Annotated in this window: 11 protein-coding genes; 2 read left to right on the top strand and 9 right to left on the bottom strand. The window is 30.7% G+C overall.

All coding sequences use genetic code 11. From position 1 onward, the window contains the following. Positions 1 to 467: 467 nt before the first annotated feature. Both B0A58_RS12675 and B0A58_RS12680 read right to left on the bottom strand, forming a co-directional pair. Positions 468 to 1,580 carry a hypothetical protein gene (locus tag B0A58_RS12675; protein ID WP_089081366.1) on the bottom strand — a complete coding sequence of 371 codons (1,113 nt, stop codon included), beginning with the start codon at positions 1,578 to 1,580 and terminating at the stop codon, positions 468 to 470. 6 nt (positions 1,581 to 1,586) lie between these two features. Beyond that, complete coding sequence (locus B0A58_RS12680) at positions 1,587 to 4,253, bottom strand: T9SS type A sorting domain-containing protein (RefSeq protein ID WP_089081367.1); 2,667 nt, start codon at positions 4,251 to 4,253, stop codon at positions 1,587 to 1,589. 234 nt (positions 4,254 to 4,487) lie between these two features. On the opposite strand from B0A58_RS12680, the gene B0A58_RS12685 reads away from it, so the two are divergent. Next, on the top strand, positions 4,488 to 4,631 hold the full coding sequence (locus B0A58_RS12685; RefSeq protein ID WP_089081368.1) for a helix-turn-helix domain-containing protein: 144 nt from the start codon (positions 4,488 to 4,490) through the stop codon (positions 4,629 to 4,631). Positions 4,632 to 4,811: 180 nt separating this feature from the next. On the opposite strand, the gene B0A58_RS12690 is transcribed toward B0A58_RS12685, so the two are convergent. The 5 genes from B0A58_RS12690 to B0A58_RS12710 all read right to left on the bottom strand — a co-directional run bounded on the left by B0A58_RS12690 (position 4,812) and on the right by B0A58_RS12710 (position 9,673). Beyond that, entirely contained in the window at positions 4,812 to 5,096 is a 285-nt protein-coding gene (locus B0A58_RS12690) for a hypothetical protein (RefSeq protein WP_133063138.1), read from the bottom strand. Between the two features lie 87 nt (positions 5,097 to 5,183). After that, positions 5,184 to 6,446, bottom strand: a complete 1,263-nt coding sequence (locus B0A58_RS12695) for a murein hydrolase activator EnvC family protein (RefSeq protein ID WP_089081370.1) — start codon at positions 6,444 to 6,446, stop codon at positions 5,184 to 5,186. 12 nt (positions 6,447 to 6,458) lie between these two features. Next, positions 6,459 to 7,247, bottom strand: coding sequence for a DUF4292 domain-containing protein (locus B0A58_RS12700; protein ID WP_089081371.1), 789 nt, complete (start codon positions 7,245 to 7,247; stop codon positions 6,459 to 6,461). Beyond that, entirely contained in the window at positions 7,247 to 8,593 is a 1,347-nt protein-coding gene (locus B0A58_RS12705) for a tetratricopeptide repeat protein (protein WP_089081372.1), read from the bottom strand. The genes B0A58_RS12700 and B0A58_RS12705 overlap by 1 nt, the downstream gene beginning before the upstream one ends. A gap of 69 nt (positions 8,594 to 8,662) precedes the next feature. Further along, positions 8,663 to 9,673 (bottom strand): sugar phosphate nucleotidyltransferase, encoded by a 1,011-nt coding sequence (locus tag B0A58_RS12710; RefSeq protein WP_089081375.1) that lies wholly within the window; start codon positions 9,671 to 9,673, stop codon positions 8,663 to 8,665. Positions 9,674 to 9,901: 228 nt separating this feature from the next. Here B0A58_RS12710 and B0A58_RS12715 point away from each other — a divergent pair, with 228 nt between their 5' ends. Then, a complete protein-coding gene (locus B0A58_RS12715; protein ID WP_089081373.1) occupies positions 9,902 to 10,648 on the top strand; it encodes a lysophospholipid acyltransferase family protein in 747 nt (248 codons plus the stop codon). 27 nt (positions 10,649 to 10,675) lie between these two features. On the opposite strand, the gene B0A58_RS12720 is transcribed toward B0A58_RS12715, so the two are convergent. Both B0A58_RS12720 and B0A58_RS12725 read right to left on the bottom strand, forming a co-directional pair. Next, complete coding sequence (locus B0A58_RS12720; RefSeq protein ID WP_089081374.1) at positions 10,676 to 12,925, bottom strand: helix-turn-helix domain-containing protein; 2,250 nt, start codon at positions 12,923 to 12,925, stop codon at positions 10,676 to 10,678. A 92-nt stretch (positions 12,926 to 13,017) separates the two neighbouring features. Continuing rightward, on the bottom strand, positions 13,018 to 13,590 hold the full coding sequence (locus tag B0A58_RS12725; RefSeq protein ID WP_014082650.1) for an OmpH family outer membrane protein: 573 nt from the start codon (positions 13,588 to 13,590) through the stop codon (positions 13,018 to 13,020). Between the last annotated feature and the right edge of the window lie 976 nt (positions 13,591 to 14,566).

The following is a 14,566-nucleotide window of genomic DNA, read 5'->3' on the forward strand; positions in this document are numbered from 1 at the left end:
TTAAGGGGCTGAAACAGTAGGATGGAAATTAATTGTAGCTCCTAAGTAAGTAACTCGATAATATTTTTATAAATTTATTGAAAATTAAAAATAATACCAAATATACATATAAAATAGTCCAATCTATTGGTCCTTTTTTTGCTAAAAAATGGCTCCATTTCGGAAGTGTCCTCTCTATAAAACAAAAAATCAAAATCTGTCAAACAATCAAAAAAATAAGCCAATTTCAACAACGATTCTAAACTAATTTACCCTGTGGTTTCAAAGCGTTTCAAACTTACCAAAAAAGGGCATGAAACTGTACACTATTTTGAATCACAGGAATCACCACAAGACCATTTAGACAAAATAGGACAGCCCACGCCCTAAAGGTGTGAGCTGATGCCTATGATGACTCTGTCTAATTATTTGGTGATTTTGTGATTCAGAGTATCGTTTAGCAAAAGCTAATGTTATTTATATTTTATTTAGTTTGTTAAAACATTGTTTCCTTGAGTAATTAGGTTTTGTTTATCGATAATACCTTGACCAGTGGGTGCTGCATTATTCCAATCTAAAATTATATTTTTACTAGAAACAGGTGTAACATTTAAAAACTGATGTAAAATAGTATTTACTTTGTGGGTATCTAATTGTAAATCTCTTAATGCTATGGTTTCGCAATAATTTAGGTTAGGAAAATTAATTGTTGGATTACTTATACAATCAGTACAACTAGGGTCATTTGAAGAAATATTTCTCAAATACATATAATCACATCTTTCCAATTGAGGTAAATTAAAATTTCGAAAGCCTATATAGTATTCACAATATAATGCTTTCATTTTCTTGAGTTTTGGAAATGTTAAAGTCTCTATAGTTGGTAAATTTTCAATATTATAAACTTCTACTAATTCGGGCATATTAAATATTTGAAAACTACTATATATATTATTTTGAAATGTACTTCCAAAGGAACTTAATTCCCCATCAACTTTTTTTAATTTGTTTATATATTTTAATTTATTAAAGTTTAAAATGTTATTTAAACCAATAATATTTAGATAAATGTAATTATTAATACTTATTAAATCATTACAATTTATATTTTTGGCTTGTTCACCGTGTGTGTAAAAAGCAAAATCATTTAATTCTATAATCCCATTTATAGTAATATTTTCCATTTTTCTATCAATAGGATAATAATTATAACTATACTGGTTTCCAATAGTTAAATCGTTCATAATATGATGACTTCCGTTGATAGTTATATTTTTTAGTTCAAGATTATCTTTTATAACAATATCTCTTAAATTTTTAGAAAAATTTATAGTAATATCAGTTAATTGTGTGGTTTCTTGCACATAAATATTTTCGGTTTGACTACCAATTTCAGCAATTAATTTAGCTTGTGCTTCTTCATTGGTAATATTCCCTTCTATATACACGTTTACTTTGCCAAGTCCTTCGGCTGAATAGTTGTTGATAATAGTTTCCTCTGTGCAACCTAATAAGGTTATTATAAGAAGTAGTAAAATTGTTTTTTTGTGTTCGTAACCCGAGCCAATTTGTCGAACGGATGAAATAATCGTTGCTTTCATAGTTTGTTATTTTATTATTTTTACAGTTTTTGTTGCTGTATCTGTTTTAATTTGAAGTATGTAACATCCTGTTGTTACATTTTGTGGCATCTGTAAAGTAACACTATTATTATGTTGTTGTGTTTTTATAGTGTTAATTTTAATTTCTTTTCCTGTTAAATCAAAAAGAGAAAATGTAGCATCATTTGTAGTAGTATTAAAGTCTATTGTAATAGTATCAATAAACGGATTTGGATATACTTTTATATCTGAAATTAAAGCATTAAAAGTTTCATTAGCTAACAAATTTTCACCATATCGTGCCATTAAAATAGCATTATTAGAACCTGTTGCAATAAATTGTCCGTTAGGTTGCAGGAGTAAATTTTTAGCATTTCCGGTTGTAAACCCAAAATCGGTAGTTATTATTCCGTTGTTGCCAAATGCGGTGTCTATTTGTCCTGTGGTGGTTAGTTTTGTTAGTAAAAAGTCGTTATAACTTCCACTAGTGGTTTGGTTTGTTAAAAATACTACTTCGTTATTGGTTTGCAAAACCGCATCTACTGGCACATTTTGAGTAATTAGCAAACGACCTAAAATACCAAAACTGGTATCAAAACTACCATCTAAATTATATTTTGCTGCGGCAGTTACACTATTTGTTCCTGTTGAACTACCAAGTGTAATTATTTTATTATCTGAAGTGGCAAGTAATTTAGTTATTTTATCGTTTCTAATTGAAAAATCGGTAGTTACAATTCCGTTTGTGCCAAATGTGGTGTCAACAGTTCCTGAAGCTCCTATTTTTAATAATGCAAAATCATTATTTTTTGTTCCTCCAATGTATATAGCATTGCCTTGCAAAATAGCTGTTGCATATTCTAACTGCGAGTAAGTAGCAATACCATTTGTACCAAAACTTATTTCAGGTGTGCCATCGGCATTAAATTTATATACTTTTGTATTACAAACTATAAAAAATGAGTTATCATTTTGAACTAAAATAGTAAATTTTCCTGAAACACTTACAAACTCTAAAATTCCATTAGTACCAAATGTTGTATCAACTGTTCCATCAATATTTAACTTAAATAGTCTTGTTTTATTAATATAATTGTTTTGATTATCGTAATAAGAATAATTATAACCCGCAATTATTTTGTTACTTGAGAGCAATGCTAAACTATAGTTGTTTGAATTATTATAACCATTAGCTGCTTCTGCTGTATATTTACTTATACTATTAAAAGCAACGTCTTCTGAACCATCAGCATTAAATCGTTTAATTAAATTGCTTCCTAATTTACCGCATACGAGTATTTTTCCATCAGGTTGCAATTCCGAATTATATACAACATGCCCATTGTTATTATTACTGCTTGTTGTTGTTTCAAATCCTGTATTTGCATAACTGTTGTTTCCAAAACTTGTGTTGTTTGTTAAACTAGCATCTGTTTTTAACAATGAAAAATCGGAAAATAAATAGGAAGTTGCTAAAAAGTATAAATCACCATCAGTCGTTTGCAAAACATCGGCTAAAGTGTTGAAAACCATACTTGCCCCTTTTTCATAACTAGTTAAAAACTGTCCGTTACTGTCAAATTTATCTATTTGAGTTTTGTTGTTGTAGCTGTAATTGGTATAAATATTTTGTAAGTTATCAAGAAAAACTTTTCTTCGTGAATCATTATTCATGGATTGATATTTAATCACTCTACCATTGTTGCCAAAAGTAGTATCAATAGCACCATTATTATTATATCTTGATAAGTAATTTACATCATAGATAAATTCATTAGGATTATTTGGTAGCGGAACGCTTGCCCAATAACCACTATTTTGAAAAATTACTATTTTTCCATCCGATTGAATAACACAATTATAAACTTCATTAGAGATAAATTGACTTATTGAAATAAAGCCTAGATTTCCAAAATACACATCGGTAGAGCCATCTGGATTAATTCTTCCGCAATAGGAACTCTGATACATCTCTCCAATAGGATTATTGCCCACAATTATGTACTTGCCATCTGATTGAATTTGAATATCGGACACCATACCTGCATGAAAGTAAACATCTGTACTAAAAGAAGTATCTATGCTACCATCTGCATTTAGTTGAGTAAAAAGAGTTGAATATTGCCCCATTTGACTGTATGACCCGCCTCCAATTAAAATTTTATCATTTGGAAGACATTTAATAACATTAACACTTCTGTTTAAATTATATATATAAGGAACAGTATAAACAAAGCTATTGTCAATAGTGCCATTCGCATCTAATTTTAATACATTATAAAGAAAATAGTCTATGTTTTCAGCTGGTTTATAAGCAATTATTAAACTATTATCTGAATTAACTCCAAGAGCAGTAATTTTACATTTAATAAAATTTGTTACTATATTTCCATTCTCATTTAGATATTTAAAAGGTAATATTTTAACAAATCCGTTATCACCAAAACTAGTATCAATACTACCATCTAAATTATAGCGAGTAATAAATGTACCTGCTGCAATAATTTTTCCATCAGACTGTTTTGCTAAACACGTAGCTTGCTCTGTATCATCAACCTTATTAAAAATTACTTTTCCACTGTTGCCAAAAGTTGCATCAAGAAAAGAGTCTTGAGCATACACATTATTTATTATGGCAAAAAATAAAAGCGAAAGTGTTTTTAGTGTTTTCATAGTTATTTGTGTTATATTTATTTTTAAGTAATTTTAAGACTTATTTTTTAATTATGCAAATGTTTTTGCTTTTTTATTTAATTTTTATAATTTTTTATAATTTTTTATAATTTTTTATAATTTTTTATAATTTTTTATAATTTTTTATAATTTTTTATTGTTAAAGCAAACTTAAATCTTATTAAATTTGCAACTAATAGAAATAATGCTAATTTTGAGGGAAAAACAAATAGTATGACGTCAATAGGAATTAAAATCAGAAAATTAAGAGAGAATAAAAAAATGTCTCAAAAAGAATTGGCTTTGAAAATAGGTATAGAGCAAACAACATTAGGTAGTATTGAAAGTGGTAATACTAAAAAATTGATTTTTTATTGATGAATAAAATTTGTAATGAATTTGATGTAGATTTTGATTATTTTAATGATGATAAAACTTCAAACAAAGTAAAAAAAAATAATGGCGGGGTTGTTGGGTGTAATAACGGTACTAATTAATAATATTCCCGAAGATATTTTGCAAATTCTAATTAAAAGAATTGATGAATTAGAAAAGAAGTTAGCAAAAGATAAGTAAATCTCCTACTGCTATGCCGTCTTTTTCTACCTCGGTAGCACTTGGCATGTTAGGCAAATGGCCTTTTTCTTGTATGTGTTGTGCTACTTGTTGTAGTGGCATGAGTTTGTAATCGTTTGCAAAAACGTAGTCGGGCCAAGTTAGTCCTGCTTCCTTGACATATACTTCGTTACGCACACGCACTTTGCCGTTTACGATGAGTTTGTAAGCGGCATCATAATCGTTCATTACAAGTACAAATTCAACCCTAACATAATTTGAAAACACCTTAATTTATCATTTAAAATATAAGAAATAATTGTATAAAATTACATTTATTTCTTATTCATATATCTCACGTTCATTAATAAAACATCACATCCCATGAATCCAATTGGCAGGGTTTGCATAAGTAGTATTTTGTGAAATCATAAATTTGATAATGGTTTTGCCGGTATCGCCATTGGTTCTTATTTGTCCTAAATTTTGCTTGATAGACACTTTATCTCCTTCTCTAACATTGACTGTTTTGAGGTTTTGATATACCGTAAAAAAATCACCGTGCTTGATGATAACTGCTTTGTTTACAGGCGAAACTACCTGAACCTGAGTAACTTCGCCAGCAAATACGGCTCTGGCATTGGCTCCGGGTTCTGTTGAAATTTCTACTCCGCTGTTGTGTATGGTCAATGACGGATACTCTGGGTGCCTTTGATCGCCAAAACGTAATGACACCGTACCGTGTTCTACAGGCCAAGGCAATTTGCCTTTATTGTTTTTAAAATTGTCCGACTCTATTTTTCCTTCAGAGGTAAGCACAATTTTGGTGGACGATTCTGTGGCTTTGCTTGCTGCTGGTGTAACTACTTTTTTGGGATTGGCTTTTGCGGCTCTAGCGGCTGCTTTTCTATTGGCTTCTGCAATTGCATCTCGGATTAATTTATCTATTTGTCGGTCGATTGCTTTTGATTCTCGTTGTTTTTGTTTGATTTCTGCAGCCAATTTCTTTTTGTCTTTTTTTATTGAATTAGCCAGCTTTAATTGCTCTTGTTTTTCTTGTTCAAGTACTAATTTTTCGTCTAAATTTTCTTTAATCAGTTTTTGTTTTACCGTTTTTTGAACGGTTAATTTTTTATTAAAACCATTCAAATCTTTGCTTTTTTGAACAATTTCTTCGCCTTGAATTTTTCGAAAACTGGCATATTGTTTCATGTATTGTGCCCTTTTATATGCCTGCAAAAAACTTTCAGACGACAATAAAAACATGGCCCTACTTTGTTCTGATCGGCTTTTGTATGACTTTACTATCATGGCAGCATAATCTTTTTTGAGTAACTCCAAATCGCCTTGCAATTGCTGGATTTTGACTTGGTTTTTGTGCATGTTTTTATTCAAAAGTTGGGCTTGCAACTCGTTTGTTCTAATCAATTCTTCTTTGAGTTTGATTTTTTGATTTTTTAAATTAATTATTGTCAAAACGGTTTTTTCTTGTTTTTTTACGTTCTGCAATAATTTTTCATTTTCTCGAATTTGAGCTTGTAATTGCGCTTTTTTTTCTTCCAATTTTTCCTGCGTCATCTGTCCCCAACTCCATGAAGTACAAATAATTAATCCAAAAAAACAAATTTTCTTTAACATGTTGCTATTTTTTTACTCTGTTTTTGAAATGATGATGGGTTCATAACCGTTTGGTACTTGGTATGGAAATGTCAATTCTTCGTCAAAAGTAACAGATTTGTATTCCATTTCAATATTGGTTTTGCTAGTGCCCTGACTGGCTTCTATCAATACATTTTCGGGCAAAAAAGCTTTTTCGTGCGTGGCAAAAGTAGGATACAATATTTGTAACATTCTGTCTTTTTCTGACTGAAAAATGAGCTCTTTTTTGAGCAATAAATCATTAGAGTCAATATAAAATTGTTTTTGCACCCCTTGGTTGCTGTCTGTTTCTATTTTATAAAAACCCATGTCGCTTTTTACGTTACCTGTTTGACTATTCAACGTGTCTAAAGCTTCACCTATGAGTAATTTTTGTATTTTTTGAAAATCTAAATCGGTACCAAGCCAACGGCTTAAAACTTCAAAATTACCATCAAAATATTTGCCTCCTATTTTTTCGTAATACTGTACTTTATCTGGAGTAATGTATGCTTTTGCCATTGTAATGCCTAATACCCTCACCAATACCATTATTTTTTGATCTTTCAAAATCCGAATTTCGGCATTGACATTTTGAGACATCCTTTCGTCTGCATATTTTACATTAGATTTGATGCTGATGGAATTAAATTTTGGGGTTATTTTGGTATAATATTGGGCAATCATTTTTGCTGTTGCCACATTTGTAGTATCTACTGTTACTACTGGAGTTACTACTACCGATTTTGTTTTGCAAGAAAACATACCTATTAAAAGAAAAAGTCCAATATAGCGTTGCATTATTTTGTTTTATTAATTAATTGATTGGCCAATGTGGCATATTTATTTTTTTGTTCCATATTGCCTAATCCGTTATGAGAGTCGCTCATTTGTTTGTAAAAATTGATTTCCAAATTGTTGTTTGCAACCACAAAATCCATTCCTGTTTCTAACAAAATAAGGGCTTTTTTGTACTGTTTTTGTTGGTTATTGGCATATCCTGCATAGTAATACAATTCGGGTTGCGAAGGGTATAAATCTATCCATTGTTCCGCTTTTGTTTGTAATAATTCAAATTGCTGTGTAGCAGCATAACATTCAAACAACAAAAGAGTTGTGGATACATCATCGGCATGGTTTTCTTTGACATACATTTCATAATAGGTAATGGCTTTTTGAAACTCTTTTGCTTTATGAAAAAATTTAGCTACTTCTTTAGTTACCATAACCTCTTGATCATCCTTCAAATATGCTACAGCTGGAGCTAAATCGGGATAAAATTCAGGTGTTTTTTTAACAAATATCAAAAATTCGTTCAATATCCTGTGTTTAATTTTGATGTCTATTTTGGGACTTTGCAAAGCAATATTCATGGCTTTTACGGCCTTGTTGCCTTCATTGTTTGTCAAATAGGATTTGAATAAACTTACTTGAGCCCAATCAGATCCTGGAATGGCTTGCTCGAGTTGTTTTGAAATGGCTATTGCTTGATCGTCTTGATTGTTTTTGGAATACAAGAAAATCAAATCTAAATAATTAGCTTCGTTTTGAGGATTTTGTTTGATTTCTTGCAACAAATGGGCTATATCCGAGCGTTGTGTTGGACTATTTTTAAGTATGTCGGCCTTATACAAATCCCTTTTATCGGTTCTACCAATGGTTTCATTCAATTCATTGATCAGTATTAATGCTTTATCAAACTGTTTGGTTTCCATATACAACGAGGTAAGGTCTTCTTTGTAAATGACGTCAAAACTGATTAGTTTTTCTACGATAGGAATGGCATTTTTATAATTTTTCAACGCATATAGGGCATCATACATCCCTACCCAATACCATTTGTTTTGGTTGTCCTGCTTTGTGGCTTTTTCAAAAAAGTTTAGTGCTTTTATATAATCTTTTTGTGCCAAATAATTTTTTCCTAATTCAAAATATATAACGGAATTATTGGGAATCAGTTGGTTGCATTTTTCAAGTTCCAAAATCGATTTATCATAATTTTCAATTGCTTTTTGTTTCAACGATTCAAAATAATGCGACTGAAAAGCAGCATCTGGCGACTGTTTTTCCAATGGATTATTTTGTCCCAAAAGTACATTGGAACAACAAAAAAAACTTATCCAAACACATGCTGCTTTATGATTCATGATGTATAAAAACTATTACAATAGCTTATATGGCATTGCTTTCAATACCCTTTTTGCAAACCAATTTTATTATTCTAAAACACAATAATCGCCAATACTGATACTTGTAAAATGGCCATCAAAACTAGCATGATTACCAATCATGGCATTATCCAAATGAGCATTTTTGATGTGTGCATGATTTTGAATTAAACTATTTTTGATGGTAGCCTCTACCACATGACATCCTTTGCCCAAAGACACATTTGGCCCAACGGTTGCATTGATAAGCACTACATCGTCGCCAATATAGCAGGGTGGTATGATGGTGGCATTGTTTAGTTTTACGTTTTTAGAAACCAAATCATGACCATCGTTGGCTAAAAATTGTAGCATGCGGCTATTGGTTTCCACCGTTACATTTTTATTGCCACAGTCCATCCACTCCTCTACTTGTCCTGGTACAAATCGATATCCTTTTACTTTCATGTTTTCAAGAGCATCGGTCAATTGGTATTCGCCACCTTTTACAACGTTGTTGTCTAGCAAATATTGCAACTCTGAACGTAAAGTTTCGCCTGATTTAAAAAAATAAATGCCAATAATGGCCAAATCAGATACAAATTCTTTTGGTTTTTCTACAAAGTCAACAATATCATTTTGTTCATTTAGTTGTACAACGCCAAAGGCACTAGGGTCTGGCACTTGTTTTACCCAAATAACACTATCTGCGGTAGTATCCAAAGTAAAATCGGCACGGAAAAGGGTATCTGCATAAGCAACTACTATTGGGCCTGTCATGCTTTCTTTGGCACTCATTATGGCATGTGCAGTTCCAAGGGGTTCTGTTTGAAAATATATACTGGCTTTTGTACCTAGGTTTTCGGCAATTTTGATTAAGTCTTTTTCTACCTGAGTCCCAAAATCTTTGTGGATGATAAAGGCTATTTCATCAATTTTTTGATTGATTACACTAGATATATCTTCGACCAACCGATGAACAATAGATTTACCAGCAATAGGTATTAGGGGTTTTGGAACAGTCAAAGTGTGCGGTCTCAATCGAGATCCACGACCAGCCATAGGTACAATTATCTTCATAAAAAAAGCGTATTTAGTGTTATACAATCCATAACGATTTACATTTTGAAACACTAAAATTCAAAACGTAAATGTTATATTATTAAAAATTAGGGCAAAGTTCGTAAAGTTTTGGATATTTTAGACCATGCTTTGTTGCTTTTTTATGCTTTTTTTTCAAAAAGAGTTTTTAGCTTGTACAATTTATGGGTTTATTATTATATTTGACGATTCATAAAAAAAATAAAAATGCGATTTTTAAGAATTTGTTTCTGGATTTTGTGGCGGATTTGGTTTTATATCCTAATGGCTTTGCCTATTTTGGCCATGTTGCCATTTTTAATTATCTCTATTTTAAAAGAAAAATGGTACCCTTATTTTTTTGTAATGGCTCGCATTTGGGCAAAATTCATCTTGTATGGTATGGGTTTTTATTATAAAGTAGAAAAAGAAGCTGCCCTTCTTCCTAATAAAAGCTACATGTTTGTTGCCAATCATACCTCTATGACCGATATTATGCTGATGTTGGCCATCAATAGAAATCCATTTGTATTTGTTGGAAAAAAAGAATTATCAAAAATACCATTGTTTGGTTTTTTTTACAAACGTACCTGTATTTTAGTGGATAGAAGCAATTCCAAAAGTAGGTTTGAAGTTTTTCAAAGAGCTCAAAAACGATTGAACCAAGGGCTGAGTATTTGTATTTTTCCAGAAGGAGGCGTTCCTAAAGAGACTGTAATGCTTGGCGATTTTAAAGATGGAGCATTTCGATTGGCTATTGAGCATCAAATTCCAATAGTTCCATTTACATTTGCCGATAATAAAAAACGTTTTTCATTTACATTTTTAAGCGGAAGTCCTGGTATCATGAGGGTTCATGGACATACATTTATTCAAACAGAAGGTAAAAGATTAGAAGCCAAAAAAGCACTTAAAGAGCAAACATTTCAATTGATTTGGAATCAATTGCTACAATTTGAACAAAATAAAAAATAAAAAATATAAATATTATCTTATAAAAATTTACAAACTTGCTTGAAACAATTTCAAATCGTTCCAACTAAAGGTATCCCCAGTTTTTTCTTTTATTTCTTGAATCGTTAAGTTGTTATATAAAGCAAAAGTATCTTTCAAGGCTTGCCATTTTTCTTCAGATACAACTTCTTGAATGGTTATTTGTTGGCTTGCTACCAATTTTATAAAATGGGTGTAAATGGTTGATTCCGACAACTTTCGGATTTGAGCTATTTCATGAATTTTTTTTCCTTCGTGCCAAAGTGCCAAAGTAAGGCTTAAAGTTGACTTTTTTGGGGAAGTTTTGGTAGCTTCTTTTTCTATTTTTTCTGTTGATGAAAGGTCTAAAAACTGTTTGTCAAATGCCTTTACAACAAACTGAATTTTATTGTTTTTATAATGGTTAATTTCATCAGAAATCATAGTGTTTTTATTAATGGCAAGACCTTTAGCATAATTTTGAATAATCAATTTAGCCTTCATCAATTGCAAAATAATGTCCAACAACATAGATTCTAAATCCGAAACTTCGTCAAAGAAACCTTTGGCTTTTTGATTTTTTTTGGCAGCCTCTAATTTCCAAAGAATTTCAAAATACATACCATCTAACGGTTCAAAAAAATACTGATATGCTGCTAAAAAACGTTGTAAAATAAAATCTAAATCCAAATGATTTTGACCAAAAAGTTTGTCTAATTGTGCCATAAATTTATTGGCAGCCTCTATAAGTTGCCAAATTATTTCCGTTTGTTTTTTGGCCCAATCTACTTGTTGTGTTTTAAAAGATTTTTCGGATTCCTCTGGAAAATCTAATAAAAATGACCGCCATTCGTTGGCAAAAAGGTTCCAGTTGAAACTATTTTTTAGAAAGTGGTGAACAAAATTTTTAGTTTCAGTCTCTAAAACAGATTGTAAAACCGTTTCGGAGGTTTTATTTTCGGCATACTGCATGACATCAGCATCATTTGAAATGCCATTCATTTGTAGTGTAGAAAGCAAAACCAGCCCGTTTAACGACCTTAAACGAGAAAGTGCTACATAGGCCTGACCTGGTACAAAAACCTGCGACACATCAATGGCTGCTTTATCAAATGTTAAACCCTGACTTTTGTGAACTGTTATGGCCCAAGCCAGTTTGAGCGGATAATGAACAAAAGTGCCTAAAACTTCCTCTTCAATGTCTTTAGTTAATGGGTTTACAGTATATTTGATGTGTTCCCATTCGTATTTTTCAACTTCAATAATGGTTTGATCTTCTGGAAATGCTACAAATATTGCTTCGCTTGTTAAACTGTGAACAACCCCCATTTTGCCATTAAAATATTGTTTTTCGCTCGACAAATCGTTTTTTACAAACATCACTTGAGCTCCTTTTTTGAGTTTTAATACTTTGTCTAAAGGATACATTTTTTCGGGAAAATCATCTTGTATTTCGGCTTGATAAGTAAACAACTTTCCTTTCAAATCATCAATTGCAGTGGTATTGATGCTATCGGCCTTTGCATTGTGAGTTGTTAATGTAATATAACCTTGATTTTGTTTGAAATCGAAATTTGGGTTTACATATTTATTCAAAAACAATACATCTTTTTTGGTAATAGTATTGTTTCTCAAATTGTTTAAAACATCTATAAAAAGTTGGTCGTTTTGACGGTAAATGGTAGATAATTCTATATACAAGGGCGGATGCTGTTGCAACACATGGGCATGAAAAAAGAATTTTCCTTTATAAAATTGTTTCAATGTACGCCATTCCTCTTCACGAATTACTGGAGGAAGCTGAAGCAAATCGCCGATAAACAATACTTGAACCCCACCAAAAGGGTAGCTGTTTTTTCGAACATTTTGAATCATAAAATCTATAGCGTCCAATAAATCGGGTCTCAACATACTTACTTCATCAATAATAAGTAATTGCATATTTTGAATTACTTTTCGCTTGATGTTGTTCATTTTAAAATGCTTTACGAGGGTATTTTTGTTTTCAAACTTGACATTGTCTTCCCAAGTCATTTCTTTATAATTGGGAATAAAACCTCCAAAAGGCAGTTGAAACATCGAATGTATGGTAACACCTCCTGCATTGAGCGCTGCAATTCCTGTTGGGGCTACAACCACCGTGTTTTTGTGTGTGGTTTTTATAATTTCGTGAAGTAAAGTGGTCTTGCCTGTACCTGCTTTTCCAGTTAAAAAAATAGATTTTTGTGTTTGATTGATAAATTTGAGTGTAAAAATTGCGGCTTCAGATAGTGTTTGCATGGTATAAAATTAAAGCATAAAATTAAAAAAAAGAATTGATTTAGAAAAATGTATCCCAAAAAAAAACCTCCTAAAAATAGGAGGCTATAATGTTATTTTTTGGTTTCTTCTTTTTTAGGTTCCTCCTTTTTGGCAGGTGATTTGTATTTATCATTCAAAAGTTTGATAATGTCTTTCGTAATGTCGTATTGGTCTTGTGCATACAATACGGTAGCTGTTTCACCAGTTCCATAGATATAAGCATAGCCTTTTTCTTTACCATAATCTTTAATGAATTTTTTAACTGTTTTTACTACAGAATCCATTTCAGCACCGCTTTCTTGTTGTAATTGTTGCAACATTTGTTGTTGAGCCATTTGCAATTGTTGGTCTCTTTTTTGTAATTCTGCATATTTTTGTTGGGCCCATTCTTGCCCATTTTTTTGAGCATTTGCCTGAAAATTTTGCTGTTCAGATTTTAATCTGTTTGCTTCGGCTTCAAGTTGTTTGCCCATTACTTCCGATTTATCTTTGTATTTAGCCTGAATATCTTTAGACTCTGTATATTCTTCCATCAGTTTTGCGGTGTCTATATACGCCGTTTTTACTTCTTTAACTTCGGCTACTTTCTTTTCACAAGAAATAATTGATATTGCTAATGCAATAATTAAAATAGATTTTTTCATTGTTTTTTTATGTAATTTTTTCAGTTTTCAAAAATAATATATTTTTAATTATAAAACGAAAAATAATTGTTTTTTTTATATGACATTCCGTTACTCCTACCAAATAGAAAAAGCATCTCATTTTCTTTGGATGTTTATATGAAATGACATTAGCCAAGTTACATAACCACAAAGAAAAGAGGGAATCAGGCAGCATATTTTTAAAAATCTAACAAATTAGAATTGTATATCCATGTCATTTATTTTAATTAAAAATTGTTGTTAAAATTGATAATAAAAGTTAAAATTTCGCCCAAAATAGAAAACATTAAATTAGGACTTCGCCAATCGAGACAGCACTGAATATTGTATTACTATAAAAATATTTCAATGATACATTTTTATAAAAAGCCACCACCACGAACAACATGTTTAATTTGTTAGAAAAAAAACTATAATTGCTACAATCAATTATAAAACGACTTTCGGTATTTAATCGTTACACAAATCCTATTTTCTTCCAATACAAAGTCTTTAATAAATTAGATTAACAAATTGTATTTAGATTATTTTATTTATTAAAAACCAAATCAAACTTTCTTAAAACTTCCATTTTCTTCATAATTCATCAAAAAAACGGCTTTCATACATTCGATTTAAGGCGTTTTTAAAAAAAAATGATATTGTTCCGCATTTTAAAGGTTTTTAAAACAAAATAAGTGGTTTATAATCGATTTTAGTTTTTAAAAAATTAAAAAATGCCTCTTTTTAGGGTAAAAAGAGGCATTTTGAAATTTATACCAAATATACATATAAAATAGTCCAATCTATTGGTTCTTTTTTGCTAAAATTATCCAAAAAAAAATAGTTCCGTAGCCCAGCTATGCAACGATTTTTTTTGAAAATTTTTTCTAAAAAATAACTACGCATCTTTGGACTATTTTATAAATATATTTGGTATAATTTCAAATGTTATTTATCAACTTTTTTATCAATC

It is taken from the genome of Flavobacterium branchiophilum NBRC 15030 = ATCC 35035 (assembly GCF_002217205.1).
Taxonomy (GTDB): domain Bacteria; phylum Bacteroidota; class Bacteroidia; order Flavobacteriales; family Flavobacteriaceae; genus Flavobacterium; species Flavobacterium branchiophilum.